The sequence below is a fragment of the Pseudomonas sp. DD1 genome, from assembly GCF_044510355.1.
GTDB lineage: Bacteria > Pseudomonadota > Gammaproteobacteria > Pseudomonadales > Pseudomonadaceae > Aquipseudomonas > Aquipseudomonas shahriarae.
Genome location: NZ_MSAJ01000037.1, coordinates 131,839 through 157,693, shown reverse-complemented (window position 1 = coordinate 157,693; position 25,855 = coordinate 131,839). Strand labels below are relative to the sequence as shown.

General features: G+C 62.5%; 27 protein-coding genes. 14 read left to right on the top strand and 13 right to left on the bottom strand.

All coding sequences use genetic code 11. The features are described 5' to 3' along the window. Window positions 1-42: 42 nt before the first annotated feature. Window positions 43-246, top strand: a complete 204-nt coding sequence (locus PSFL_RS23870) for a hypothetical protein (RefSeq protein ID WP_057439061.1) — start codon at window positions 43-45, stop codon at window positions 244-246. 7 nt (window positions 247-253) lie between these two features. Here the strand turns inward: PSFL_RS23870 and PSFL_RS23865 are convergent, their stop codons facing one another. Continuing rightward, complete coding sequence (locus PSFL_RS23865; RefSeq protein WP_057439060.1) at window positions 254-490, bottom strand: DUF2789 domain-containing protein; 237 nt, start codon at window positions 488-490, stop codon at window positions 254-256. Between the two features lie 80 nt (window positions 491-570). Next, window positions 571-825, bottom strand: a complete 255-nt coding sequence (locus PSFL_RS23860) for a hypothetical protein (RefSeq protein ID WP_057959202.1) — start codon at window positions 823-825, stop codon at window positions 571-573. Between the two features lie 392 nt (window positions 826-1,217). On the opposite strand from PSFL_RS23860, the gene PSFL_RS23855 reads away from it, so the two are divergent. The 3 genes from PSFL_RS23855 (at window position 1,218) to PSFL_RS23845 (ending at window position 2,997) form a co-directional block, all read left to right on the top strand. Then, window positions 1,218-1,667: a hypothetical protein gene (locus PSFL_RS23855; protein WP_057439059.1), complete on the top strand. Its 450-nt coding sequence runs from the start codon at window positions 1,218-1,220 to the stop codon at window positions 1,665-1,667. Further along, on the top strand, window positions 1,667-1,864 hold the full coding sequence (locus tag PSFL_RS23850) for a hypothetical protein (protein WP_057439058.1): 198 nt from the start codon (window positions 1,667-1,669) through the stop codon (window positions 1,862-1,864). Before PSFL_RS23855 ends, PSFL_RS23850 begins: the two co-directional genes overlap by 1 nt. Before the next feature lie 116 nt (window positions 1,865-1,980). Further along, window positions 1,981-2,997, top strand: a complete 1,017-nt coding sequence (locus tag PSFL_RS23845; RefSeq protein ID WP_057439057.1) for an ABC transporter substrate-binding protein — start codon at window positions 1,981-1,983, stop codon at window positions 2,995-2,997. Window positions 2,998-3,144: 147 nt separating this feature from the next. On the opposite strand, the gene PSFL_RS23840 is transcribed toward PSFL_RS23845, so the two are convergent. Together PSFL_RS23840 and PSFL_RS23835 are read right to left on the bottom strand one after the other, a co-directional pair. Continuing rightward, window positions 3,145-5,259 carry a TonB-dependent siderophore receptor gene (locus PSFL_RS23840; RefSeq protein ID WP_169960955.1) on the bottom strand — a complete coding sequence of 705 codons (2,115 nt, stop codon included), beginning with the start codon at window positions 5,257-5,259 and terminating at the stop codon, window positions 3,145-3,147. A gap of 95 nt (window positions 5,260-5,354) precedes the next feature. Further along, entirely contained in the window at window positions 5,355-5,744 is a 390-nt protein-coding gene (locus PSFL_RS23835) for a DUF2946 family protein (RefSeq protein WP_057439055.1), read from the bottom strand. Window positions 5,745-5,834: 90 nt separating this feature from the next. Between PSFL_RS23835 and PSFL_RS23830 the strand changes: the two genes are divergently transcribed. Continuing rightward, window positions 5,835-6,272: a DUF3995 domain-containing protein gene (locus tag PSFL_RS23830; RefSeq protein ID WP_057439054.1), complete on the top strand. Its 438-nt coding sequence runs from the start codon at window positions 5,835-5,837 to the stop codon at window positions 6,270-6,272. Between the two features lie 136 nt (window positions 6,273-6,408). Here PSFL_RS23830 and PSFL_RS23825 read toward each other — a convergent pair whose 3' ends face one another. The 7 genes from PSFL_RS23825 to PSFL_RS23795 all read right to left on the bottom strand — a co-directional run bounded on the left by PSFL_RS23825 (window position 6,409) and on the right by PSFL_RS23795 (window position 13,514). Continuing rightward, window positions 6,409-6,777, bottom strand: coding sequence for a Na+/H+ antiporter subunit G (locus tag PSFL_RS23825; protein WP_057439053.1), 369 nt, complete (start codon window positions 6,775-6,777; stop codon window positions 6,409-6,411). Beyond that, window positions 6,774-7,052, bottom strand: coding sequence for a K+/H+ antiporter subunit F (locus PSFL_RS23820; protein WP_038440496.1), 279 nt, complete (start codon window positions 7,050-7,052; stop codon window positions 6,774-6,776). Before PSFL_RS23820 ends, PSFL_RS23825 begins: the two co-directional genes overlap by 4 nt. Further along, window positions 7,049-7,537: a Na+/H+ antiporter subunit E gene (locus PSFL_RS23815; RefSeq protein WP_057439052.1), complete on the bottom strand. Its 489-nt coding sequence runs from the start codon at window positions 7,535-7,537 to the stop codon at window positions 7,049-7,051. The genes PSFL_RS23820 and PSFL_RS23815 overlap by 4 nt, the downstream gene beginning before the upstream one ends. Beyond that, window positions 7,534-9,216, bottom strand: a complete 1,683-nt coding sequence (locus PSFL_RS23810; RefSeq protein ID WP_115127961.1) for a monovalent cation/H+ antiporter subunit D — start codon at window positions 9,214-9,216, stop codon at window positions 7,534-7,536. The genes PSFL_RS23815 and PSFL_RS23810 overlap by 4 nt, the downstream gene beginning before the upstream one ends. Further along, entirely contained in the window at window positions 9,213-9,557 is a 345-nt protein-coding gene (locus PSFL_RS23805; RefSeq protein ID WP_005789164.1) for a Na+/H+ antiporter subunit C, read from the bottom strand. Before PSFL_RS23805 ends, PSFL_RS23810 begins: the two co-directional genes overlap by 4 nt. Then, window positions 9,557-12,484, bottom strand: coding sequence for a monovalent cation/H+ antiporter subunit A (locus PSFL_RS23800; protein ID WP_169960957.1), 2,928 nt, complete (start codon window positions 12,482-12,484; stop codon window positions 9,557-9,559). The genes PSFL_RS23805 and PSFL_RS23800 overlap by 1 nt, the downstream gene beginning before the upstream one ends. A gap of 130 nt (window positions 12,485-12,614) precedes the next feature. Then, window positions 12,615-13,514 carry a DMT family transporter gene (locus PSFL_RS23795; RefSeq protein ID WP_273871577.1) on the bottom strand — a complete coding sequence of 300 codons (900 nt, stop codon included), beginning with the start codon at window positions 13,512-13,514 and terminating at the stop codon, window positions 12,615-12,617. Between the two features lie 92 nt (window positions 13,515-13,606). Here PSFL_RS23795 and PSFL_RS23790 point away from each other — a divergent pair, with 92 nt between their 5' ends. Next, entirely contained in the window at window positions 13,607-14,170 is a 564-nt protein-coding gene (locus tag PSFL_RS23790) for a helix-turn-helix domain-containing protein (RefSeq protein WP_115127964.1), read from the top strand. On the opposite strand, the gene PSFL_RS23785 is transcribed toward PSFL_RS23790, so the two are convergent. Then, entirely contained in the window at window positions 14,167-14,535 is a 369-nt protein-coding gene (locus tag PSFL_RS23785; protein ID WP_057439047.1) for a cupin domain-containing protein, read from the bottom strand. The two genes, PSFL_RS23790 and PSFL_RS23785, sit on opposite strands and share 4 nt — an antisense overlap. A gap of 179 nt (window positions 14,536-14,714) precedes the next feature. Here PSFL_RS23785 and PSFL_RS23780 point away from each other — a divergent pair, with 179 nt between their 5' ends. From PSFL_RS23780 to PSFL_RS23745, 8 genes are all read left to right on the top strand, one after another. After that, complete coding sequence (locus tag PSFL_RS23780; protein WP_169960960.1) at window positions 14,715-16,877, top strand: TonB-dependent siderophore receptor; 2,163 nt, start codon at window positions 14,715-14,717, stop codon at window positions 16,875-16,877. Window positions 16,878-16,881: 4 nt separating this feature from the next. Then, window positions 16,882-18,228, top strand: coding sequence for an alanine racemase (locus PSFL_RS23775; protein ID WP_170045224.1), 1,347 nt, complete (start codon window positions 16,882-16,884; stop codon window positions 18,226-18,228). A gap of 29 nt (window positions 18,229-18,257) precedes the next feature. Then, window positions 18,258-19,262: a hypothetical protein gene (locus tag PSFL_RS23770; RefSeq protein ID WP_198792323.1), complete on the top strand. Its 1,005-nt coding sequence runs from the start codon at window positions 18,258-18,260 to the stop codon at window positions 19,260-19,262. Then, on the top strand, window positions 19,250-20,641 hold the full coding sequence (locus PSFL_RS23765) for an MATE family efflux transporter (protein WP_397470558.1): 1,392 nt from the start codon (window positions 19,250-19,252) through the stop codon (window positions 20,639-20,641). The genes PSFL_RS23770 and PSFL_RS23765 overlap by 13 nt, the downstream gene beginning before the upstream one ends. A 14-nt stretch (window positions 20,642-20,655) precedes the next feature. Continuing rightward, window positions 20,656-21,777, top strand: a complete 1,122-nt coding sequence (gene hisC, locus PSFL_RS23760) for a histidinol-phosphate transaminase (RefSeq protein WP_198818202.1) — start codon at window positions 20,656-20,658, stop codon at window positions 21,775-21,777. Window positions 21,778-21,814: 37 nt separating this feature from the next. Continuing rightward, the gene (locus tag PSFL_RS23755; RefSeq protein ID WP_057439042.1) at window positions 21,815-22,825 is read left to right on the top strand and encodes a PLP-dependent cysteine synthase family protein; all 1,011 of its coding nucleotides are present in this window, start codon (window positions 21,815-21,817) and stop codon (window positions 22,823-22,825) included. A gap of 59 nt (window positions 22,826-22,884) precedes the next feature. Continuing rightward, a complete protein-coding gene (locus tag PSFL_RS23750) occupies window positions 22,885-23,391 on the top strand; it encodes a GNAT family N-acetyltransferase (RefSeq protein WP_057439041.1) in 507 nt (168 codons plus the stop codon). 213 nt (window positions 23,392-23,604) lie between these two features. After that, window positions 23,605-24,672, top strand: a complete 1,068-nt coding sequence (locus tag PSFL_RS23745; RefSeq protein WP_315493164.1) for an NAD(P)-dependent alcohol dehydrogenase — start codon at window positions 23,605-23,607, stop codon at window positions 24,670-24,672. A gap of 913 nt (window positions 24,673-25,585) precedes the next feature. Here the strand turns inward: PSFL_RS23745 and PSFL_RS23740 are convergent. Beyond that, entirely contained in the window at window positions 25,586-25,855 is a 270-nt protein-coding gene (locus tag PSFL_RS23740; RefSeq protein ID WP_397470557.1) for a DUF3325 domain-containing protein, read from the bottom strand.

Below are 25,855 nucleotides of genomic sequence, written 5' to 3'. Positions count from 1 at the left end.
GGCATATCGTTAGCTGGCTAACTAATATGGCGGAGAACTTCCATGCAAAACAAAGTCGATGTGGCGGTGATGATTGGCAGTGGGGTGCCACAGACCCTGCGTGCGCTGGGCCTGCGCGCCTGTTGGGTGGTGTTGCTCAACGGGGAACAGCGCGGCACGGCCTTCGCCAGTCGCGACGAAGCCCAGGAGTGCCGCGCCGCCTGGCAGGCCCTGATGGACCTCGAGCAATCAGACCGCCTGCACTGAGGGCCGGTCAGGCGCTCTGATGCAGGCGCTGGTTCAGCTCATCCACGGCAATCGCCCAGTCCGCATCTTCGCGTAGCTCTTCCTTGAGGAACTGCGCCTGTTGTGGGGTCCAGAAAGGCGCGTCGATCAGCTTCACATCCTCTGGCAGGGGGTGTTCACCGATAAATTTGTCAATGGCTGCAGGCGAGGCTTCCAGGCCCAATTGTTCGAACAGGTCGTGTAGGGTGTGCGTTGGCGCGTCCATTTCATTCTCCAAAAGAGTGAGCTTCTACTCGTATGGGAGGTGTGCCAGCGCGCATAGTTCGATTTGGCTGCAGCCGCTCCTCAACGGGCAGGGGGGCAGAGGAGGGCTTCCAGTTCCTTGGCCAGGGCGCAGGCCTTGTTGTGATCACTGCGAAAGCCTTTGATCCGGCCGCTGGGCACTTCCAGGATATGGAAAAAATTCCTTCCCGCGGGGACGACGCGGTACAAGGCGAAATCTGCGCACACGCCATTGGCATACACGCTGTAGAATAGCGCGCTATCCTTGCGTGATAAGGCACCGGAAGTCTGTGTCGGTTGGCGTTGAACTCGTTGCATGACCAGCTCCTTTCGATCTATTGACCTGCTTGCAGCATTTCGGGTGGTTTTGAGCTGTGTTGCTGTTCTAATATTGTTGTCGGCAGCTCACGTTCGGTTCCATCCAACGTTTTTCCTTGGTTTTTGGCTGTCGGAAAACCACCCTTTCAAGTGGGGTATTCTCTGAAGTGGGGCGTCCAGTATTCTCTGGCCGATAAACCTGTGATTTCCTGCAAAGCCTGACGACCTTGTACAAGGGCTGTCATGCCCGGCTGCACGAGTCTGGCGGGAATCAACTTCAGTATGTTTTTTCAATGTGTCGAGCCGTATCGGCCTTTTTTGTGCTGCCTGCCTCGGGCGGGTAGCGCTTTTTTAGATGTGGGGGCGTTTCCTTGGCAGTCAGTAATCTGGATATGCACGCATTGTTCGTGCTGGGTGATTTGCGCGCGAAGTTGGTTAAACAATTTCAGTCGCGGTTTGTTTACATCACGGAACAAACCCCTGAAGGCATTTACATTGCCGAAATAGATACCGAAACAGCGCTGGTGGTAGATGACAAGCCTCGACTGGAACTCAAGGTCGGCGATCATTTTCGTGCGGCAGTCCTGCCCAGTCGTGAAGGTGGCAAGTTCGAACTGAAGTTTCGCGACATCAAGTTGACGGTCTATGGCCTGGGAGACTATGCATTTGTCTCCACCGCGCAGGGCGAGGGCATTGTGTTCAAGGAAGGTCACAGCGTAATGCTGGTGTTCGCCGCCAATGAACAATTGCAGGAAGGCCTGAGCAAGACCCTCAAGGCCGTGACCGGCAAAGCCGCCAAGTGGCGCAAGGGTGAGCTGGTGACGTTCAAGGCCAGCGAATAATGAGCGAAGGCCGGGCACAGTTTCACCAGCAACACCTGGCGGATGCCCAAGCCAAGGCTGCTGAACTGTTTGCCCGCAAAGATGATCTGCAAGGTGCCTGGTTGAACTGGGTGGCCAGCCAACTGTATGCCCTGCGGCCTGCCGAGTACGCCAGCATGGTGCGCCGGGAACTACAGCGTTTGCATCAGCAGCCCTGAATATCGGCAACCGTTTGAACCTCTACTACAGTTCAGTGGACTTAATTGTTCAGAGGCTTTCGCGGCGTGACAGCAAAGCCATTCACCCTGGCTATGCATACACGAGGTTCAAAGGCATGAAAGCAATTCGAGCGCTGTTGGCAGCGTCCGTTACCACCCTGGGCCTGTCGATGGCGGCCGCACCGGTAGCGGCTGCCCAGGCGCCCATTCACTTTGCCGACCTGAATTGGGAAAGTGGCAGCCTGATCACCGAAGTTCTGCGGTTTATCGTCGAGAAAGGCTACGATTTACCCACCGACACCTTGCCTGGTACCACCATCACCCTGGAAACCGCCCTGGCGAAAAATGATATCCAGGTGATTGGCGAGGAGTGGGCGGGCCGCAGCCCGGTGTGGATCAAGGCGCAAGCCGAGGGCAAGGTGGTTGGCCTGGGGGATACCGTCAAGGGTGCGACCGAAGGTTGGTGGGTGCCGGAATACGTGGTCAAAGGCGACCCGGACAAGGGCATTGCGCCGTTGGCACCTGAGCTGCGTAGCGTAAAGGACCTGGTGCGCTACAAGGACGTGTTCGCGGACCCGGAAGCCCCGGGCAAGGGGCGGTTCCTCAACAGCCCTATCGGCTGGACCTCGGAAGTGGTCAATAAGCAAAAACTCAAGGCTTACGGCCTGGACGACAGCTACGTCAACTTTCGCAGCGGTTCAGGCGCGGCGCTGGATGCCGAGATTGCCTCGTCGATCCGCCGTGGCAAGCCGATCCTGTTCTACTACTGGTCGCCAACCCCCTTGATGGGGCGTTACAAGTTGGTCCAGCTGGAGGAGCCGGCGTTCGACGCCGAGGCCTGGAAGACCCTGACCGATGCCGACAATCCCAACCCCAAGCCCACGCGTTCGTTGGCGTCCAAGCTGAGCATTGGCGTGTCCACGCCGTTCCAGCAGCAGTATCCGCAGATTGCGCAGTTCTTTGAAAAAGTCGACTTTCCGATTGGCCCGCTCAATCAGGCCCTGGCGACGATGAGCGAGAAACACACCCCGCCCCGTGAAGTGGCGCAGGCGTTTCTCAAGGATCACCCGCAGGTGTGGAAGGCCTGGTTGACGGAGGAAGTGGCCGCAAAGGTCGAGGCCAGCCTCAAATAACCTTTCATGTGAGGATCAAGCTGTGGGCGCGGGCTTGTGTGGGAGCGGGCTTGCCCGCGATAGCGGTGGTTCGGCAGCCCAATGTATTGACTGACACTCAGCCATCGCGGGCAAGCCCGCTCCCACAGTTTTAATTGCATTCCAGCCTTAGAACTGGGTCTGCACGGCCAATTCAAAGGTGCGCGGCGACCCCAGGTAATACGCCGGCGACACATGGGCAAACTGCGCATACACCTCATTGGTCAGGTTGCGCACCCGGCCCGTCACCGAGGTGTGTTGATCGACCTTATAGGTCAGGAACGTGCCAAACAGGGTATACGCGGGCACCGTCAGGGTATTGGCATTGTCGGCATACACCTGCGCCACGTACCGCGCGTCTACGCCACCTTGCCAGGCGGGGGCGATGTCATAGGTCAGCCACAGGTTGCCCACCCGTTTCGGTACGTTGGTCGGTGTATTGCCCTTGCGCGACACCACTGCGCCGCTGGCGGTTTTCTCGTTGAAGTCATCGTATTGCGCGTCGACCCAGGCGAAGTTGCCTTCCGCCAACAGCTTGGGGGTGATGCGCAATGAGCTGGCCAGCTCGATGCCCTTGGACGACTGCGCACCCACCGCAATGCTGCGGGTGGGGTCTTGTGGATCGGTCACGGCAAAGTCTTTGCGCTCGATGTGGTAGGCGGCCACGGTGGCTGAACCACGCCCGTCCAGATAATCGAACTTGCTGCCCACTTCCCATTGCTTGCCGGTGGAGACATCAAACACCTGGGTGGTGCTGGTGGGCTGTTCGGCGGCGGTGCTGTATTGCACGTAGACATTGGCCGACGGGATGAACTGGTAGGTCAGGCCCACCCGCCCGGTGACCGGCTCCCAACGTCGCTTGACGTTACCCAGGTTGTCGCGGTGGCTGGTCACGTCCAGATCGATGGCGTCATAACGCAGGCCGGTCAGCAGCGACAGCGTGTCGGTCAGGCCCAGGCGGTTTTCGACAAACAGCGCCTTGGTCGTCACTTCGGTGGTCTTGTCCTTGATAAAGCCGGGCCGGGTGCCGGGCAGGTCGTAGAAATGCCCCGGATCGTAGTGGTTGGGGTCCACCGCGTTCTTGGGGGATACGTTCAACGGGCTGTTGGTGGTGCTGTTGACCTTGTATTCGAAACCGCCGGACCAGGTAGTGGCCAGGCCGAACACACTGCTGTCATGGCGCAGCTCGAACTGGTTGCCGTTCTGTTCGCCCTGATGCCGTACCTGATAGGCCGTCGAGCGGTTCACCACGCTGTTGTCTGGGCTGTACTGGTAGGTCTCCAGGTTGCGGTAGTCGCGCTGGCTGTCCAGGTGGTAGAGGGTGTTGCGCAGGGTGGTGCTGTCGTTGATCCGATAGTCGATGATCGAGCGGGCCCAGATCGTGCGTTGTTCGTAGCGGCCATCGGCGACGTTGTAGTTGTTGAAACGGTTGTGCTTGTCGATCTTCAGCTCGCCGGCCTTGGGGTTGAGCACCGGGGTGCCCCAGTACGGGCTGTCTTCGTGTTCGTCCTGGTATTCCAGGGCCAGGGTGTGGGACAGGTTGGGCGTCAGGTCGCTGAGCAGGGAAAACGCCACGCTCCAGGACTCCCGTTGCTGGCGGTCGATATGGGTGTGGTTGGTGTTGCGGCTGACATCCAGGCGCGCATAGTGCTGGACCTCGGCGCCGGGCTCGGTCAGGGCGTGGTTGAGGCCCAGGGCGATGCCGGTGGTGTCGTAGCTGCCGTAGTTGATCTGGCCTTCGACGGCCTGTTCTTCGCGGTTGGCCAGCTTGGTCACGTAGTTCAGCGAACCGCCCACGGAGCCGGCACCGTTGATCAGCGAGGAGGGGCCGCCAACCAGTTCCACCCGGTCATAAATCCAGGCATCCACCGGTCGCGCCAGGCCACTGGCGACGTTGATGCCGTTGAACATCTGGGTGATCTGGCTGCTGGTAAAGCCCCGGTAGGAGATAAACCCGCCAAACCCCGGCGGCGCACTGGCGTTGACCCCAGGCAGGGTGTTGGCCGCATCCTGGAAGGTTTTGGCGCCACGGCGTTCGATATCGTGGCGGTCGGCGATGCTGATCGAAGCCGGGGTTTCCCGCACGCTCAGGCCCAGGCGCGAGGCCATGCCGCTGGATTGGTCCAGGGCCAGGCCAGGCTCGTTGGTGGCGGCGCCGTCAATGGTGGTGGGGGCCAGCTCAAGGGCCCAGGCGCTGAAAGGCAGGCAGCCGAACAGGCCCGCCAGTAGAGGTAAATGTTTCATCGGTAAATCCTGAAAAGCAGGGCTTGGAAGCAGCGCACAGCCGTCCGCGCTTCCCGGGGGAAGCTGCGCGGTGTGCGGATCAAAAAGCGCAGGTATCAGGCGTAGGCGGGCGGGGCGCGCGGATTAGCCGCAGGCCAGGTAAAACGGGTGGGAATGTCAGCGGTGAGCACCACCGCCGGAGGTGGCGCATGGGGCTGGGGAAGGACCGCGACGTTAAGGCTGGAGTTGAGCGCCGGGCCCATGCCGCCGGTGGAACACAGCGGGCAACCGAAGGCCTTGGACAGCGTGGGCAGCGACTCATCGCCCGTATTGACGGGGGCTGGCGCCTGGGTGCGCGGGTCTACCGTACAGAACTGGCCGCCAATGCCGTTGAGCTGCATGCCGACCATTTGCCCATGACCAATACTGCAGGCGAACACGTTGAACAGGACGCAGCCATAGAGCATCCAGGCAATCAACGAGCGGTCGGCACGGGCGAGTTTCATGGGCCGGCACTTTAACATCAGACGACTAAAACCCTGCAAAAAATCTGAAAAGGACTATCCTTTCTCGCACTTTTCCAGGGGTGTCCAGCCATGAGCTTTGTTATTGCGAGGTGGGTCGTCGGGGTCTTTGCGTTTATCAGCATGGTCCATGTGTACTGGGCCGCAGGCGGCAAGCTAGGCAGCACGGCGGCGATCCCGCAACTGCCCGGCGAGTTCGCCAGCGGGCCGCGACCGGCGTTCAAACCGTCAGCGCTGGGCACCTTCCTGGTGGCGGTGGGGTTGGTGCTGATTGCCTTGTTGGTAAGCCTGCGGGCGGGGCTGTTTTTCCAGCCAGTGGGGCATCAGGCCCTGCAGTGGGGCATCAGCGCGATTGCCTTGATCATGTTTGCGCGGGCGATTGGTGATTCGGAGCTGGTGGGGTTCTTCAAGAAAGTCGGCGGGTCGCGGTTTGCGCGGCTGGATACGTTTTTCTATTCGCCGCTGTGCCTGATGCTGGGGACTGGGCTGTTGGTCGTGGCCTGGGCCTGATTGACGGTATGCAGGGCCAAATGTGGGAGCGGGCTTGCTCGCGAAAGCGGTGGATCAGTTGGTAAATATTTGACTGGCCCACCACTTTCGCGAGCAAGCCCGCTCCCACATTGTTTAGCGCGTATATTCAGAGGGATCAGCTACCGCTGTCAGTCCTGCGACTGCTGACCTCGGCCGGTACATTTTCCCCCGCCATGCGCTTGCGGAACAGCGACGTGCGCGCCAGCAACAAGGTGGTCACCGGCACCGTGATCGACAGCAGGATCGGGATCAGCCAGCCATGCAGCACCGGCCCGGACTTGAGGGTCGAGAAGTAGATAATCGACGCCAGCGCCACGCACCAGGCGCCTAGGGTCGAGGCCAGTGCCGGCGGGTGCATGCGCTGGAAAAAGTCCTTCATGCGCAACAGCCCGATGGCGCCAATCAGCGCAAACAGGCTGCTGAGCACCAGCAGGATCGCCACGAGGATTTCCACCCACAGTGGCAGTTCACTGACATTGATCATTCGATCACCTCCCCACGCAGCAGGAATTTGGCCAAGGCAAACGAGCCGACAAAGCCGAACAGTGCAATCAACAGTGCCGCTTCGAAGTAGGTGTCACTGGCGTAGCGTATGCCCAGCACCAACATCATCAGCATGGCCAGGATATACAGGTAATCCAGGGCCAGGACCCGGTCCTGGGCCGAAGGACCCTTGAACAGGCGCACCAGGGTCAGGACCATGGCCAGGGAAAACAGGAACAGGCTGAGCAGGATCGCATTGGCGAGCAGGGCACTCATTCAAAGATCTCCATCAGGGGCCGTTCGTAGGCCTGCTTGAAGTGCTCGATAAACTGCGCGTCGTCATCCAGGTCGAACACGTGCAGCAACAGGATGCTGCGGTCCAGGGCCAGCTCCGACCACACGGTGCCGGGGGTCACGCTGGTGATCATCGACAGCACGGCCAGGCCGTTGGCGTCGCGCAGGTCCAGGGGGATTTTTACAAAGCGCGAGCGCGGCGGCCGCGAGCCGCAGGTCAAGACGCCCCAGGCCACGTGCAGGTTGGAGATGATGACATCGCGGCCGACCAGGAAGAACAGGCGAATGATCACCCCTGGGCGACGGATCCGTACCGGCAGCGGGCGCAGCGGCGCCATCATCAGCGGAGCGAGGATGCCGAGGATCGCCCCCAGCAACAGGTTGCCGGGGCTGATCGACAGGTTCAGCAACAGCCACAGCACCCACAGTGCCAATGACAGCCACGGGGCAGGGAACAGGCGTTTCATGGCTGCACCTCCACGGCGGCGGCCTGGGCTTGCGGGCCCGGCACCGGGCGGGTGGCCATGACGGCCATCACGTAGTGCTCGGGGTTGTTCAGGCTGTTGGCGGTGTCCTGGGTAAAGCGCATGAGCATTTCCGCCTTGAAGGTCAGGCCAATTGCCAGGCCGAGCAAGACGAAGATCGGTATGCACTCAAAGCGGCGCAGCAGCGGCGAAGGCCGTTCTTCCGGGGTCCAGAAGCGCTGGATGCCCAGCCGCGCAAAGGCGATCAGCGAGGCCAGGCCCGAGAAGATCAGCAGCGCAAACAGGCCCCAGGCTGCCGGGCGGATCGGCTCCGTCACGGCATGGCCCAGGCCCAGCGGGTTGACCAGCGCACTGAGCAGGCTGAGCTTGCCGATAAACCCTGACAGCGGCGGCATGCCGATGATCAGCAGGGCACAGGCAATAAAGCTCAGGCCGAGGAAGGCCATGGTCCACGGGATGACCTGGCCGACTACGGCCTTTTGCTCATCGTCGAGGTTGGTGCCCTTGGGTGGATGCAGGGATTCCACCGGCCGTGGCAACACTTCGATTTCATCGTCCAGAGGCAGCTCATTGGCCGAGCGCGAGCGCTCGATCAGTTCAGCCAGCAGGAACAGCGCGCTCAGGGCCAGGGTCGAGCTGACCAGGTAAAACAGCGCGCCGGCGGTCAGGTTGGGCTGGGCAAAACCCACCGCCGACAGGAGGATGCCGGCCGAGACCAGAATACTCAGGCTGGCCATGCGCTCCAGGCGTTGGGCGGCAAGCATCGCCAGGGCGGCGCAGAGGATGGTGGCCATGCCGCCGTACACCAGCCAGTCACCGCCAAACAGCGCCGAGGCGCCGGCCTGCCCGGAAAACAGCAGGGTCCACAGGCGCAACACGGTGTACACGCCAACCTTGGTCATGATCGCAAACATCGCCGCCACCGGCGCACTGGCCGAGGAGTAGGCCGGCGCCAGCCAGAAATTCAGCGGCCACATCCCGGCCTTGGCCAGGAACGCTGTGGCGAGGATCGCCGCGCCGGCATGCAGCAGGCCGCGATCGGCTTCTGGCACCAGCGGGATCTTCAGCGCCAGGTCAGCGAAATTCAGGGTGCCGGTGACCCCGTAGATCAGCGCCGCGCCAATCAGGAACAGCGACGAAGCCAGCAGGTTGATCGAGATGTAATGCAGCCCCGACGACACCCGCGCCCGGCCCGAGCCGTGCAGCATCAGGCCGTAGGACGCGGCCAGCAGCACCTCGAAGAACACGAACAGGTTGAACAGGTCGGCGGTGAGGAAGGCCCCATAGAGGCCCATCAACTGGATCTGGAACAATGCATGGAAGCTGGTGCCGGCGCGGTCCCAGCGGGCCATGGCAAACAGCAGGGCGCTGACGCCGATGATCCCGGTGAGTACCAGCATCAGGGCCGACAGTTGGTCCACCACCAGCACGATGCCGAACGGCACCTGCCAGTTGCCCGGCAGGTACACGCCAATGGAGGCAGGGCCGCCTTTTTGCGTCCAGTACAGCATCAACATCGCGATGCCCAGGCCGGTCATGCTCGACAGCAGGTTGATCTTGGCCTTGAGCGGTCGGTGTTTCTCGCCCAGCATCATCATCAACGCAGCGGTCAGCAACGGCAGCAGGATCGGCGCGATGATCAGTTGGTTCATCCAGCTCATTCCTTGGGCTCCCGGCCGTCCACATGGTCAGTGCCGGTCAGGCCCCGGGACGCCAGCAGCACCACCAGGAACAGCGCGGTCATTGCGAAGCTGATCACAATCGCCGTCAGCACCAGGGCCTGGGGCAGGGGATCGGTGTAATTGAGCAGATCCTGGGGCACGCCGTCCTTGATGATCGGCTCCTTGCCGATAAACAGGCTGCCCATGCTGAAGATGAACAGGTTGACCCCATAGGACAACAGGCACAGGCCCATCACCACCTGGAACGTTCGTGGTCGCAGCACCAGCCAGACGCCGGAGGCCGCCAGGACCCCAATGGCAATTGCGATGACTTCTTCCATCAGGCAGCAGCTCCTTGTGGTGGCGTGGCGGCGGCTTTCGCCTGGTTGCCGGGTTTATGGGCCCGTACCGATTGGTGGCCGAGGGCGGTGAGCATCAGCAGGGTCGAGCCGACCACCATGGCGTACACGCCGACATCGAAAAACAGCGCGCTGGCGATATGGATGTCGCCCAACACCGGCAAGCTCAAGTGCAGGGTGTGGGTGGTGAGGAACGGGTAGCCGAAGAACAGCGCCCCCAGTCCGGTCAGTGTCGCCGACAGCAAGCCAAAGCCCATCCAGCGCATCGGTCGCAGGTTCATCTGCGCCTCGACCCACTGGGTACCGGCGACCATGTATTGCAGGATAAACGCCACCGACATCACCAGCCCGGCGACAAAGCCGCCGCCCGGCTGGTTGTGGCCGCGCATAAACAGGTAGAACGACACCACCAGGGCAATCGGCAGCAGCAGGCGCACCAGCACCGCGGGCACCATCATAAAGCCCAGGGCGGTGTCGCTGGCCTGGCGTGGGTTGACCAGGTCGGTGTCCACATCCGGCGCCAACAGCCGCTGTTGCGCGGGCAGTTGCTCGCTTTCCTTGGGCGGACGGAAGCGGCGTAGCAGTGCATAGACGGTCAGGGCTACGGCGCCCAGCACAGTGATCTCGCCCAGGGTATCGAAGCCCCGGAAGTCCACGAGCATCACATTTACCACATTGCTGCCGCCGCCTTCAGGCAGGGCGCGGCTGAGGTAGAACGAAGAAATATCGTTGGGGGTCTGGCGCGTCAGCATCGCGTAGGACAACAGCGCCATGCCGCCACCGACCACGGTCGACAGCAGCAAGTCGCGCAAGCGTCGGATGCGCGCCTTGCGCAACGAACTCGGGAGTGGCGAGACTTCTTCGATCCGCCGTGGCAGCCAGCGCAGGCCCAGCAGGATCAGGACCGTCGTCACCACCTCGACCACCAGTTGCGTCAATGCCAGGTCCGGTGCGGAGAACCAGACAAAAGTCACGCAGGTCATCAGGCCGCACACGCTGACCATGGTCAGGGCTGCCAGCCGGTGGTACTTGGCTTGCCACGCGGCGCCCAGGGCGCAGGTGATCGCCAACAGCCACAGGGTGACGAACACGATGGAACCCGGGATTTTCGGCCGGTCGCCCCAGCTCAGGCTGCTGCCCAGCATGGGGATCATCCCGGCGATCACCGCCACCAGCACCAGCAGGAACAACTGGGTCTGCAGGCGCTTGGTGCTGATGTGTTTCTCGATCTTGCGCACGCCACGCATCATAACCACCAGGCAGCGCTCGAACATGCGCTTGCCGTTGAAGTAGCTGATGATCGGCGGGTACTTGAAACGCCCGCGCTTGAGTTGCTTGCGCAGCAGCAGGTACAGGACCACACCGCCGGTCATGGCCACCAGGCTCATGATCATCGGCGCGTTCCAGCCGTGCCAGATCGCCAGGCTGTACTCGGGCAACACGCCGCCGACCACCGGCAGGGCGGCGGCGGCGAGGATCGAGCCCACCACCTGGGCCGGGAAGATCCCCACCAGCAGGCAGGTAAACACCAGCAGCTCGACCGGCGCACGCATCCAGCGTGGCGGTTCGTGGGGCGTGTGCGGCAGGTCGGTGGCAGCCGGGCCGAAGAATACATCCACGGTGAAGCGCAGGGCATAGGCCACGCTGAAGGTGCCGGCGATGGTCGCAATCACCGGCAGGGCGATTTCTACCCACTGGGTCGAGGAGATAAACACGGTTTCGGCGAAGAACATCTCTTTGGACAGGAAACCGTTGAGCAACGGCACCCCGGCCATGGAGGCGCTGGCCACCATGGCCAGGGTCGCGGTAAACGGGATCAGGCGCACCAGGCCGCTGAGCTTGCGGATATCACGGGTGCCGCTTTCGTGGTCGATGATGCCGGCGGCCATGAACAGCGAGGCCTTGAACGTGGCGTGGTTAAGGATATGGAACACGGCCGCGACGGCGGCCAACGGGCTGTTGAGGCCCAGTAGCAGGGTGATCAGGCCCAGGTGGCTGATGGTCGAGTAGGCCAGCAGGCCCTTGAGGTCGTTCTGGAACATCGCGCAATACGCGCCGAGCAACAGGGTCAGGGCGCCGGCACCGCCGACCATCCAGAACCACTCTTCGCTACCCGACAGCGAGGGCCACAGGCGGGCCAGCAGGAACACGCCGGCCTTCACCATCGTGGCCGAATGCAGGTAGGCCGACACGGGGGTCGGTGCAGCCATGGCGTGGGGGAGCCAGAAGTGGAAGGGGAATTGCGCGCTTTTGCTCAGGGCGCCGATCAGGATCAGCGTCAACAGGACGGGGTAGAGGGAGTGGGCACGGATCTGGTCACCGGCGGCGAGCACCTGGTCCAGATCGTAACTGCCGACGACATGGCCGAGCAGCATGACCCCCGCCAGCAGGCACAAACCACCCGCACCGGTGACCATCAGCGCCATATAGGCACCCCGGCGCGCATCGGAACGGTGGTGCCAATAGCCGATCAGCAGGAACGAGAACAGGCTGGTCAGCTCCCAGAAAAACACAATCTGGATCAGGTTGCCGGAGATCACCAACCCGAGCATCGCGCCCATGAACGCCAGAAAAAACGCGAAGAAACGCGGCACCGGGTCGTCCGGCGACATGTAATAACGGGCGTACAAAGACACCAGGCTACCGATGCCCAACACCAGCATCGAGAACAACCAGGCAAAGCCATCCATGCGCAACACGAAGTCCAGACCCAGGCCGGGCACCCAGGAGAATTCTTCGCGGATCACGCCACCGTCGGCGATCTGGGGATAGAGCAGGGCGACTTGTACAGTACCGACCAGGGCCACAAGGCCGGCCAGCAGGGATTCAGTATTACGTGCGTTGTGCGGCAGCAAGGCCGCCAGACAGCTGCCGATAAAAGGCAGAAGCAGTAGAACTATCAGGGACATAGGCTTCTAATCTGCGGTGGTTTGGGATGCATCATACGTGCCGGAAACCGGATTACCAAACGGCAACCTGTGGCAGGATCCTACAAGATGGACCGAAAATGCCTATCTGTCGCGGTGTAGGTGCGGGCTCCTACAGGGAGACGGGCTTGCGCTCTCGCGTCTTGATCTCACTGACAATCACCGCCGCCACAATCAACACCGCCCCCACCATGGCCATCGGCGGGAAGCGCTCACCGGCAATCCGCCCGATCACCCCGGCCCACACCGGCTCGCCGGCATAAATCAGGGTGGCACGGGTCGGCGAGACGCTTTTCTGCGCCCAGTTCATCGCCAATTGGATCACCGCACTGGTCAGGCCCAGGCCGATGGCGCTGAACAGCAACACCCAGGAAAAGCCCGGCAATGCCTCGCCGGTGGGCACTACCAGCAGGAACGACAGCAGCGAGGCGGTGGCCAGTTGCACCACGGTCACCCGGCGTACATCCACCTGGCCCGCATAAGCGCTGATCAGGATGATTTCGGCGGCAATCGCAATCGCGCCGATCAACGTGGCGATTTCCCCGGGGCTGAAATTCAGTGATGCGCCGGCCGGGCCGGTCAGCAGCATCAGGCCGGCGAAGGCCAGCATAATGCCGATGCTTGGCATTAACCCCGGGCGCCGCCCCAGCACCAGCCACTGCAGCAGCGGCACAAACGGCACGTAGAGCGCGGTGATAAACGCCGACTGGCTGCTGAGGATGGACTGCAGACCAATGGTTTGCAGGCCGTAGCCAAACATGATCGCCGTGCCGATAAAGGCGCCCGCCTTGAGCTCGAACAGGGTCAGGCTGCGCAGGTTGCGCCAGGAAAACAGGCCGACCACCAGCGCCGCTGCGGCAAAACGCAAGCCGACGAAGAACATCGGCCCGCTGACGGTCATGGCGTGTTGCACCAGGATAAACGTACCGCCCCAGATCATGGTGATCAGCACCAGCACGCATTCGGCTTTGCTGAAGCGGGAAAACAGCGGGGAGGCGGTCGAGGTGGTCATGGCGGCTCTGGTCTTGCACAGGAAGGGCGCGGAACGCACAATGCGCCGCAGCTGGGCAGTATACTGCGCAACCCCACCGAGTGAGCAATATAGTGCACAAAGAAAATCCGCAACGGGCCTCGGTCCTGCAGCACGTCAGCCAGAACGTTCGACGCCTGCGCCATGCGGCCGAACTGAGCCAGACAGCCCTGGCGGAAAAGTCCGGGGTCAGCCGGCGCATGCTGGTGGCCATCGAGGCCGGTGAAAAGAACGTCAGCCTGTCCACCCTTGACCGCGTGGCCGAAGCCCTGGACGTGGCCTTCAGCGACCTGATCCAGGCCCCTGACGCCCGTGACCACAGCCGCATCAACGAACTGGCCTGGGCCGGTGAAATAGATGGCAGCAAGGCCGTGTTACTGGCCAAGGCCACCGCCCGGCGGGAGGTGGAACTGTGGGAGTGGCGCCTGGAGCCGGGCGATCGCTATTGCCCGGATCCCGACCTGGAAGGCTGGAGCGAACAGTTGTTCGTGTTCGAGGGCAGCCTGACCCTGGTGGTGGGTGACGTCGAAACCACTATCTCCGCCGGCGAGTTCTTTATGTTCCCCAGTCATCAGCCCCATGCCTATCGCAATGACGGGCCAGTGGCGGTGCGCTTTATCCGCAACGTGGTGATCTAGATCCACACATCATTGCGCTGGGTCCGTTCGCCGCCCTGATCGCCAGTGTTCAACACGCCGCAGGGTTCGACCAGCAGCAGCTTCACCTCTCCCTCGGCATACGGTTTGTGCTCGATGCCCTTGGGCACCACGAACATCTCGCCAGCCCCGAGCTGTACCGCGCCATCGCGAAAATCAATGCGCAGCGCGCCCTCGAGGACGATAAAGGTCTCGTCGGTGTCCGCGTGGCTGTGCCAGACAAAATCCCCTTCGATCTTCACCACCTTGAATTGGTAGTCGTTCATCTGCGCGACGACCTTGGGTGTCCATTGCTCGCTGAACAGGCTGTATTTGTGCGCAAAGTTGATGGCGGTATAGGAGGGCATGTCCGTTATCTCTGTTGATCCTGGAAAGGCCAGACCTTAAATGCAGCGCGGCAGCAAGTATTGAATGATCGTGCGATTGTGAGTTTAAAAGAAACGTTATATTGTATCTCTTGATAACGATTCTCAGGCGTTGCCGCGCTTGAGATCGCCCCGCTTATTTTCGGCTCAAGGGATTGCAGATGAACCAGTTGCACGGCATAGCTCCGCGGTTTCCCACATTTTTGGCGGTGGGCTTGGTGTCGTCGCTCACCGGTCTACCTGCCGCTGCAGCGCAAGATCGCGAAGAATCGGTCACCGAGCTTGAAGCCATACGAGTCAGCGCGCCGCTGAACAAGGCCCTGGAAGTAAATGCCGGTGGCTTCGGCGCCAAGGACGCCATGGAAATCCCCCTGGCCATCCAGAGTTATTCCAACAAGACCATCGCCGACAGCTCCGCGCGCACCGCCGTGGATGTGCTGAGCCTCGACCCCTCGGTGCTCAGTTCGTCGGGCGGCAGCGGCTTTGACAACTTCCGCCTGCGCGGCTTTGCCATGGACAACTTCAACACCATCCGCCGCGATGGCCTGACCCTGGCCCCGCACCACGACGTACCCCTGGAAAACGTCGAGCGTATCGACGTGCTCAAGGGCCCATCGGGTTTCCTCTACGGTTTCAACTCGCCGGGCGGCACCATCAACTACGTCCTCAAGCGCCCGACCCTGGAGCCGCTGCTCAATGTCAGCGTGCAAGGCTCGTCGTTGCTCGGCCGCTACGTGGCGATTGATACCAGCGATTCATTCAACGACGGCGCCTTTGGCTATCGCCTGAATGCCGGCTACGAGAAAAACGGCGACTTCGATCACGCCCGCGACATGGAACGCAAGTTTATCGGCCTGGCCACCGACTTCCGTCTGAGCGACCGCGCCCTGTTGCAGTTGAACGCCGACTGGTCGCGCAAGTCCACGGTCGCCGACCCATTGCTGCGTGCCGACCAGAGCGGCCGCGCCAACCCTCTGGACCCGTCCAGCTACGTGCTGCCACCCAAGGTCAATCGCCGCGATCTATTGACCGGCTCCTGGTTCCGTCACCAGACCGAAGGCGCCAACCTCGACGCCAAGTTCGAGTACGAGCTGGATGACAACTGGACCTCCGTGACCCAGGGCAACTACTCGCGGGTCGAGCGCCACGGCGGCTATAACGACCTGTTCGGGATCAAGCCTAACGGCGATATCGGCTCGGCCGACTTTTACGTGTCCCGTGGTGAAGTGTTCAGCACCTGGTCGCTGCAGTCGTACCTGGCCGGCAAGTTTGCCACCGGCAACATTTATCACGACGTGTTCTTCGGCACCGGCTACAAGCAGTTCAAGGACGTCAGCCCGTTCTGGGATTTGGTCGACAGTGGCACTCCAGGCATCGGCATTGGCGATGTCTCGGTGGGTAATATCCGTCACCCGGTCAACCCGCCCAAGTGGCACTTCGGCTCGGAACAGCCCACTGACTTTGTGTCCTCCATCAAGGAGACCTCGGTTTTCGCCAGCGACCTGATTTCCCTTACCGAACAGTTCCAGGTGATGGTAGGCGGGCGTTACATCTGGTACCGCGCGGATAAACTCTCAGCCACCGCGCCTTCGCAGAGCCACGACGTGTTCGTGCCCAGCGCTGCGCTGATCTACCGGCCCTGGGACAGCGTGATGACCTACGTCAGCTACTCCAAAGGCTTTGAAAAAGGCGACTACGCCCCCCAACACGCGACCAACGCCAACCAGCCCACCGACGCCATCGAGTCCCAGCAATATGAGGTGGGCCTGAAGCTGGACCTTAACGATCGCCTGAACCTGGGCCTGGCGGTATTCGATATCCGGCGCAAGGCCAGTTACCTGAACACCAGCAATACCTATGTGAGCAATGGCGAATACCACCACCGTGGCGCCGAGCTGACCCTGTCCGATCGCGTCACCGACGCCCTGACCCTCACCGCCAACGCCGCCTACCTGACCACGCGCATGGAAGATGTGGATGACGTCACCGTGGACGGCAAGCGCACTGAGAACGTGCCCAAGTGGAAAGGCGCGGTCGGCGCCCTGTACACCGTGGCCGCTGTGCCTGGCCTGTCGTTGGACAGCACCCTCAGCTATGTCGGCAGCCGCCCGGTGGATGCGCAGAACAGCGGCTACATCCCCAGCTACACCTTGCTCGACGCCGGTATCAGCTACCGCTCGAAACTTGCGGATACCCCGGTGACCTACCGCCTGCACGGCAAGAACCTGACCAACAAGTACTACTACGCCAGCGCCTATTACCTGGGCGGGCTGGATGTGGGGCGCGAGCGCGAAGTGTTCCTGTCGGCCAAGTTCGAGTTCTAGAACCATGACGTATTCCAGTTCATTGCCCGGCCTGCGCCACCTGTGGGTCGAGCGCCTGCTTGAGCGGCACGCGGGCACGTTGACCGAGTTGGTCGATGGCCTCGGCTCGCCGCTGCATCTGGTGTGCCCACAGGTTTTTCACGCCAATGTCGAAGCCTTCCAGCACAGCTTTACCCAGGCCCAGGTGCGCGGCAGCGTGTTGTTTGCGAAAAAGGCCAACAAGGCCAACTGTTTTATCCAGGCCTGCGCGCAGTGTGCGATTGGCGTGGATGTGGCCAGCGTCGGTGAGTTGCAAAAGGCCTTGGCGGGTGGGGTGGCTGGCACTGATATCGGCGTGTCCGGGCCACGTAAGAGCGACCAACTGCTCGGGCTGGGCCTGAGTCATCAATGCCTGCTGGCGGTGGACTCGCTGGAGGAACTGCTGCGTATCCAGCAATTGGCGCTATCCCTGCGCCAACGTGCGCGTCTGTTGTTGCGCTATTGCCCCAGCAGCCAGGCCCATAGTCGTTTCGGCCTCAACCCACGGGAGTGCGACCAGGCCCTGGTGTTCTGCCGCCAGCACGCGGCGAACCTGGACTTGCAAGGTTTCTCGTTTCATCTGGGCGGCTACGACACCGCCCAGCGTGCACAAGTCGCCAGCCACTTGGTCGACCTGTGCCGGGCCAGCGAGCTGGACAACTGCCGCACGGTCAACCTGGGGGGTGGCTTTGCCGTGCGCTATGTCGACCCGGCGCAGTGGCAGGCCTTTCTGGCCGAGGACTGCGCCGAGCGCTATCACAACGACAAGGGCTTCGCCGGCTTCTATCCCTATGGCGCGCTGCGCGCGGGGGCCGAGGCCCTTGACGATATCCTCGCCACGCCCGTCAGCCCCGGCCTGAGCCTGGCGCAAAAGGTCATCGAGCACGGCGTGCGGCTGATTATCGAACCCGGCCGCGCCTTGCTCGACCAGGCCGGTATCAGCGTGTTCCGCGTGCAGGGCGTCAAGGACCGCACGGCCAGTGATGGTTATGCCCAGGTCACTGTGCAGGGCAGCAGCTTCAACCTCTCCGAACAGTGGTTCAACAGCGAATTTCTACCCGACCCGCTGCTGTTGCCGGCCTCGCCACGGCCGCGGTCGCCGTTTGTCGCGTGTATTGGCGGGGCCACCTGCCTGGAGTCGGACATGCTGACCTGGCGCAAAGTCGCCTTCGACTACCCGATCCAGGCGGGTGACTTGCTTATCTACCTCAATACCGCCGGCTATCAGATGGACTCCAACGAGTCGCCTTTTCACGAAGCGCCCTTGCCACACAAAGTGGTGCTGGAGCTGCGTAACCCACACCTGCGCTGGAAGCTGGACAGCCTGGCTTAATCGTAAAGCCACTCAACAAGGAGCCTCGAGTGAACAGTTTGAATAAACCCGCTGCCCCCGCCGACCTATGGGTGCTGCCCCAGGCGGCGCTCGAAGACCTGGGGGTGAGTTACCGTGAAGTGCTGCAGGTAGTCGAGCAGGCGTACAAGGCCTTGCGCAACGGCGACTCGCAGAACCCGCTCAAGACCATTGTCGAACCGATGGACCGCCATTCCATCAGCTACTCGATGGTTGGCCGGGATGGCGCCAGCCACACCGTGGGCTTCAAGGTGGTGTACGAGCATGACCCGCAGCGCACCCGCGATGCCTATCAATTCCACTCGTTTATCTTTCTGTGTGATGACCGCACCGGCCGCCCGATTGCCTTGATGGACGTGGTCAAGCTCGGCCCGTTGCGCACCTCGGCCACCTCGGCGTTGATGGCCAGGGCCGCCTGCCCGAATGCCCGCAGTGCCCTGGTCGTCGGTACCGGCGTGCAGGGGCAGGTGGCGTTGCCCATGTTGCTCGCGGCCATGCCGGACCTGGAGCGTTTGTATGTCTACGGGCACTACGCCGAAGGCCTGCGCGCGGTGCAAGACACCCTGCACAAACATTACCCGCTGCGCGATGTGGTGGTGGTCGATGACCTGCCGGCGGCGGCTGGCGAGGCCGATATCATCCTTGGCGTCGCCGGGCTTTCGGCGCGCCAGCAAGTGCAGCGGGCCTGGCTCAAGCCCGGCGCCGTGGCGGTGCTGGTGGGCTATGGGATTGACGCCGACGTATTGCATGGCGCCGACTACCGCATTGCTACCGACACCGCGCAGATGCAAGTCACCAGCGCCGACCTGGCGGCCGCCGACGGCAGCCTGCCCGCGGTGGACGCCGAGCTGCCGGACATCCTTCTGGGCCTGGCACCCGCACGCCGCCATCCCGACGATGTGGTGTTCGCCTACAACAGCGGCATGGTGGTGACCGATGTCGCCCTCGGGCGCTTGATGGCCGACCGAGCCCTGACGCAGAACCGTGGGCAGAGGGTCCAACTATGGTCGGCCTGACTGCCGCACAACCCGGCGCCTGGCGCGCCGACAGCCGGGCCCTGCTGTTACTGGCGCTGCCCCTGATCCTGACCAACTTGGCCTATGTGGCCCTGACCACCATCGACATCGTGGTGCTCGGCATGCTGGGTGCCAAGGAGCTGGCAGCCGGTGGCCTGGCCATCGCGCTGTTCAACCAGTTGCGCACCACCGGCACCGGGCTGGTCACCGGCGTCAGCAACCTGGTGGCCCAGGCCAATGCCCGGGGCGATGACGCCCAGGTGCGGGCGTTGCTGGTGGCGGGGCTGTTCTGGGCGACCGTCAGCGGCCTGGTGTTTATGGGCGTGTTGCTGGGGTTGCGCCAGCCGCTGACCTGGCTGGGCCAGGATACCAGCGTGGTGGCCAATGCCATGGACTTCCTGCTGATCATTGCTCCCGGTCTGCTGCCTTGCCTGTGGTTCCAGGCGCTGCGCCACTTTACCGTGGGCCTGAAATTCCCCGGGCCGTTGCTGGCGATCACCCTGGTGTCGATCTTCCTCACGGCGGCGCTCAACTACGTGCTGGTGTTCGGCAAGTTCGGCGTCCCGGCCTACGGGCTGGCGGGGGTGGCAATCACCAGCGCCGTGGTGTTCCTGCTGTCGTTCCTGATGTTCTTCGCGGTGGTACTGACCCATCGGCGCCTGGCCGGTTACTTCAAACTGGCGCACTTGCGCTTTTCGCCGGCGGCGATCAAGGCCGTGTGGAAGCTCGGGCTGCCGATTGCCGGGACCTATGCCAGCGAGGCCGGGTTCTTCAGCGTACTGACCCTGCTGATCGGCACCCTGGGCATGGAGGCGCTGGCGGCGCAGACCGTGCTTAACCAGATCATCTACATCGTGTTCATGTTCTCTGCGGGCATCTCCCATGCCGCCTCGATCCACATCAGTGAGGCCTGCGGCACCGGGCAGTATCAGCGAGCGCGGCAACTGGGGCGCCTGGGCCTGGGCCTTGGGGTGCTGGTCATGCTGCTGTTTGCCATTCCTTACGCGTTGCTACCCGAACAGGTCATCGGCCTGTTTATCAGCACTGAGCACGCCAACAACCTGGATGCGGTGCGCCTGGCCACCACCGGTTTGTTGATTGCCATCGTCCTGCAGGTGTTCGACGCCAGCCAGAACATCGGCAACGGCATCCTGCGCGGCATCGGCGATACGGCGGGACCGCTGCGCATTTCCCTGTTCGGCTACTGGCTGGTGGGGCTGCCCGCTGCCTGGCTGCTGGGCATCGTCAGTCCTTACGGGATCTTCGGCGTGTGGGCCGGATTGGCGATAGGCCTGGCGGCTACCGCGTTGCTGCTGATTGTCTCGTTTGAACGGCAACTCAAGGCGCTGGACCGCGCGGGCGCCGTCGCACTGTCATAACAAGGAGGTGTTCCATGCATCAAGACGACCCTGCACACCGCGTCGAGGCGTTGGTGCGCCCCAGCGTGCGACGTTTGCCCCTGTACGACCCGGGCGCCGATCCACATCAGCTCGGTACGCCGACGGTGATCAAGCTGTCCAACTGCGAAAACCCGCTGGGCATGTCGCCGGCTGCTGCAGCGATGCTGGCGCATCATGGCGGGGCAGGGCTGGAACGCTACCCCGACCCCAGTGGCCGGGCCCTGCGGCACCTGATCGGCGGCCAGTTGGATGTGGACCCGGCGCGGGTCATCCTCGGCAACGGCTCGGAAAATATCCTCGAACTGTTGTGCCTGGCGCTGCTCGATCCCGAGGACCGGGTGGTGACCCAGCAGCCCTGTTTCAGCCTGCATGAAAGCCTGCCATTGATGATGGGCGCGACGGTGGACAAGGTGCCGCTCAACCCGGATTTCAGCGTTAACCTGCAGGCCTGGGCCACGGCCCTCGAGCAACCGGCGAAGCTGTTGATGCTGAGCACCCCCTGCAATCCGGTGGGCACGGCGCTGTCCAGCGCTGAACTGACGGCGCTGGTCGCCGCCGCTCACCCCGACACCTTGTTGGTGATCGACGAGGCGTATTTCGAATTCGTCGAGGACGCGGCTGACGCCCTGGCGATCCTCGACGCGCAGTCGCGGCCGTGGATCATTCTGCGCACGTTCTCCAAGGCGTATGGGCTGGCGGGGCTGCGGATCGGCTATGGCATCGCTTCGCACCGCAGCCTGATTGATGCGCTGCACCGGGTGCGCACGCCGTACAACGTCAATCAACCGGCCCAGGAGGCCGCCAAGGCCGCCTGGCTGGACCCGCAACACGTGATTCGCAGCCGCGAATTCGTCGCCATCGAACGCCAACGCCTGACCCAGGGGTTGCAGGCCGCGGGTTTTCGCGTGGCGCCGTCCCAGGCCAATTTCCTGTTTATCGACACCGCTTGCAACGCCTTGGAGGTGGTCGACGAATTGCTCAAGGACGGGATCATCGTCAAGGCCTGGCGCGAGCCGGGATACACCAGTTTTATCCGCGTGTCCCTGGGCCTGGCCCAGCAAAACCAGGCGTTTCTCGCCAGCCTGCAACGCGCCGTCGCGACCCTGGCCGGGTAAGCGCCGCGCCGGTTTTTCATACTGCCCAGAGGTTGTCATGATCAAGACTTGCCTGTCCGAACTGATCGGCGATACACCGCTGCTCAAATTGTGCGTCACTGAAAACGGCAGCTGCGTGCTGCTCAAGCTGGAACAATTCAACCCCACCGGCACCGCCAAGATCCGCATGGCCCGGCAGATGCTCGACGAGGCGCAGGCCTCGGGGCAGCTCAAGCCGGGTGGGCGGATTGTCGAGTCGACCTCGGGCAACACCGGATTGGGCCTGGCGCTGCTGGCCGCCGAGCGCGGCTACCGCTTCACTGCCGTGGTCGACGAACACGCCAGCCCCGACAAACTGCGGGCGATGCAGGCTTTTGGTGCGCAGTTGGTGCGGGTCGGCGACCCCGGTGGCGGGCTGTCCACCGCCGACCGCGATGCTACCGCCGAGCGTATTGCCACGGAGCAGGGCGCCTACTGGACCCGCCAGCACCACAACCCGGCCAATGCCAATGGCTACACGCAGCTGGCAGCGGAATTGCGCGCAGTGCTGGGCGATGAAATCCACTACCTGGTGGGCGCCGTGGGCACCGGCGGCTCGTTATGCGGCACTGCGCGTGCCTTGAAACGCCATGCCCATGGCCTGCAGGTGATCGGCGTCGAACCCTGCGGCTCGGTGATCTTTGGCGGCCCCGGTGCGCCGTATCATCAGTCCGGCACCGGCACCCCGGAGGGCGCAGAAATCGGCGCCGTGGTCGACTACGCGTTGATCGACAAAGGCCTGACTGTCAGCGACGCCCAGGCCTTCGAAACCGCGCGCTACCTGGCGCGGCATTACGGTCTGCTGCTCGGCGGCTCGGCCGGCGGGGTGATCTACCAGGCCCTGCGCGAGGCCTGGCATGCCCCGGCCCACAGCGTGATCGTGGCACTGGTGTGCGATGGCGGCGAAAAATACCTCGACACGGTGTTCAACGACCAATGGATGGCGGATCGGCAACTGCTGGCGCCCCAGGTTCATCGTGAGCTCGAGCAATGGTTGAGCGCGCTGCCCCAGGTCAAACAGCAAGCCTAGCGGCTTGCCTGGGGCGCCGGCCTTCGCTACTGTGGCGCCCCGCCTGCGTGAGCCCCGCCATGAGTGACACCACTGTCGAACTGATCCAGACCGGCCCTGAACAGGCCGAACTGATCTGCAACCTCTACCAGTTTTATGCCTATGAATCCTCCGATTGGGAGCAGGAAGACGTCGAGCAGGACGGCCGTTTCTATATCCACGAGGAACACCTGGCGCGCTACTGGCAAGAGCCGCAATGGAGCGCCAATCTGCTGCTGGTGGACGGTTACATCGCCGGTTTCCTGTTGATCGAGCGCAGCGAGCTGCCGGGGATCAATGCCCTGGAACTGGCTGACCTGTTTATCTTGAAACGCTATCGGCGCAAGGGCATAGGCCGCGCCCTGGCCACCCAGGTGTTGACCAGCGGCGAGACGGACTGGCTGGTGCGGTTCTATGACCAGGACGAAGCGTCCCAGGCGTTCTGGCGCAGCGTATTGGACAACCTGCCGCGCCCGGTGCAGGCCATCGAGCTGGATGACGAGCCGCAGTTGCTGAGCTTTTTGGTGACCCGGGCGGTTGTTCACTGACGCAGTCCGTGCGGACTCGTGTGGGAGCGGGCTTGCCCGCGATAGCGGTGTATCAGTGGATGTGTTCGGTACTGACCCACCGCTATCGCGGGCAAGCCCGCTCCCACAGAGGGTATGTGTTTGTTTGAATTACCGCCGATTTACGTGGGTTGAACGGTTGGGCGGCTATGCTGGTCAACTGACCTTCAATGTCGACGCAAAGAGGTGACCGCAATGGCCAAGACTTACAGCTACGCCGCCCGTGACGCCAAGGACGCCCTCAAACCCTTTACCTTCGAGCGCCGCGCCCCCGGGGCCGACGATGTTCAAATCGACATCCTCTACTGCGGAGTGTGCCACTCCGACCTGCACACGGCGCGCAATGAGTGGAACAACACCCTCTACCCATCGGTGCCGGGCCATGAAATCGTCGGCCGGGTGACGGCGGTGGGGGCCAATGTCAGCCGCTTCAAGGTCGGTGACCTGGCCGGCGTCGGCTGCATGGTCGACAGCTGCCAGCACTGCGCATCCTGCGCCGAGGGCGAGGAGCAGTACTGCGAGAACGGCTTTACCGGCACTTACAACGGCCCGGTGTTTGGCGGTGAAAACACCTTTGGCGGCTATTCCGACAATATCGTGGTCAAGGAGAAGTTCGTCCTGCGCATTTCCCACGATGAGGCGCAATTGGCGGCCGTGGCGCCGCTGCTGTGTGCCGGGATCACCACCTACTCGCCGCTGCACCATTGGAAGGTCGGCCCTGGACAGAAGGTCGGCGTGGTCGGCCTCGGCGGCCTGGGCCATATGGCGGTGAAAATCGCCCATGCCATGGGCGCCCATGTGGTGTTGTTCACCACCTCGCCGAACAAACGCGAAGACGGCCTGCGCCTGGGGGCTGACGAGGTGGTGGTGTCGAAGAACCCGGACGAAATGGCCAAGGTCGCCAATAGCCTGGATTTCATCCTCAACACCGTGGCCGCGCCCCATGACCTGGACGTGTTCCTCAACCTGCTCAAGCGCGACGGCACCATGACCCTGGTGGGCGCGCCAGACAGTCCGCACCCGTCGCCTTCGGTGTTCAACCTGATCTTCAAACGCCGCAGCCTGGCGGGGTCATTGATTGGTGGCATCCAGGAGACCCAGGACATGCTGGACTTCTGCGCCCGGCACGGGATCGTCTCGGAGATCGAGATGATTGATATCCAGGGCATCAACGAATCCTACGAGCGCATGCTCAAGGGCGATGTGAAGTACCGTTTTGTGATCGACATGGACAGCCTCAAGCGCGAGATCCAGGCGGCCTGACCTTAATCTGGCGGTGGGCGCTGGGTTGTTTGTGATGGTCATGAGTCTTTACGCAGCGCTCTTTTTGGGTTGTTGGGGTTGTGTACATATCCGTTGTTGCGGTTATGGCGGCTATTGGTTCCGCCCTTACGGCGGGTCACTTTTGGAAAAGAGCCCCAAAAGTAACCAAAAGGGCTCTTGCCCCACCACTCGGCACCTCGCCTAGGCTCGGTGTGCCCGCCATCCGACATTGATTTGGGGGGCCGCCGCGATGGGCCATCCATGGCCCAGCGCGGCTAAACCGGCGTCCTGCCGGTTTACCCCCCAAATCAAAATCGGATGACGGCCAGCGTGGTTTAACGGGGCGCCTCAGATCAAAAGCAAAGCGAGGCGGCCTGACAGCCGACCTGATCGTCGAGGCGTGCGCATATACCTGTGGGAGCAGGCAAGCCAGCTCCCACAGGGGAATGCAGCTTCGCACCTCAGCTTTGCTGTTGCTGTTGCTGTTGCTGTTGCTCTGCTTTTGATCTGGCTTTTGATCTTGATCTCAGGCGCCCCGTTAAACCACGATGGCCGCAGGCAGGTATTGCGCAGTGGGCACCCCGGCATGGATGCCGGGGTAGCCGCGACACGGCCATGGATGGCCGATCGCGGCGGGCCCACGGAGCAATGCCTGACTGCGGGCATGCCGAGCCTAGGCGAGGCACCGAGTGGTGGGGCAAGAGCGTTTTGCTTACTTTGGCGCTCTTCCAAAGTGAGCCGCCGTAAGGGCGGAACCCTAAGTGGCCGTAACCGCAGCAACGGATATGTACACAACCCCAGAAAAGAGCTGTGTAGATACCTATGCCGCGATGGCGGTGTATCAGTCGCCGTATGTATCGGATAACCCAGCGCAATCGCCGGCAAACCAGCCCCTACAAGGTTTTTTGGCCCATCAGCGGGTGGTGTAGGGCAACAGAAACACCACGCCAAGCCCAGCCAGCGAAATCAAGCCGCACCACGCCACCGGCCCCATGGCCCAGCCCCACCCCAATACGCTGACGGCAAAACTCGCCGCCAGCATCCCCCAGCCCAGCACTCGCAGGCCACGTCGTAGCACCGGCGAGGGCAGGCGCTGCATAAGTTGTTTGTAATGGCGCTCCAAGCCCAGGCACAACCCCGCCATCCCTGCGCAGGCCAGCAACAACGCGCCTATCAACGCCAT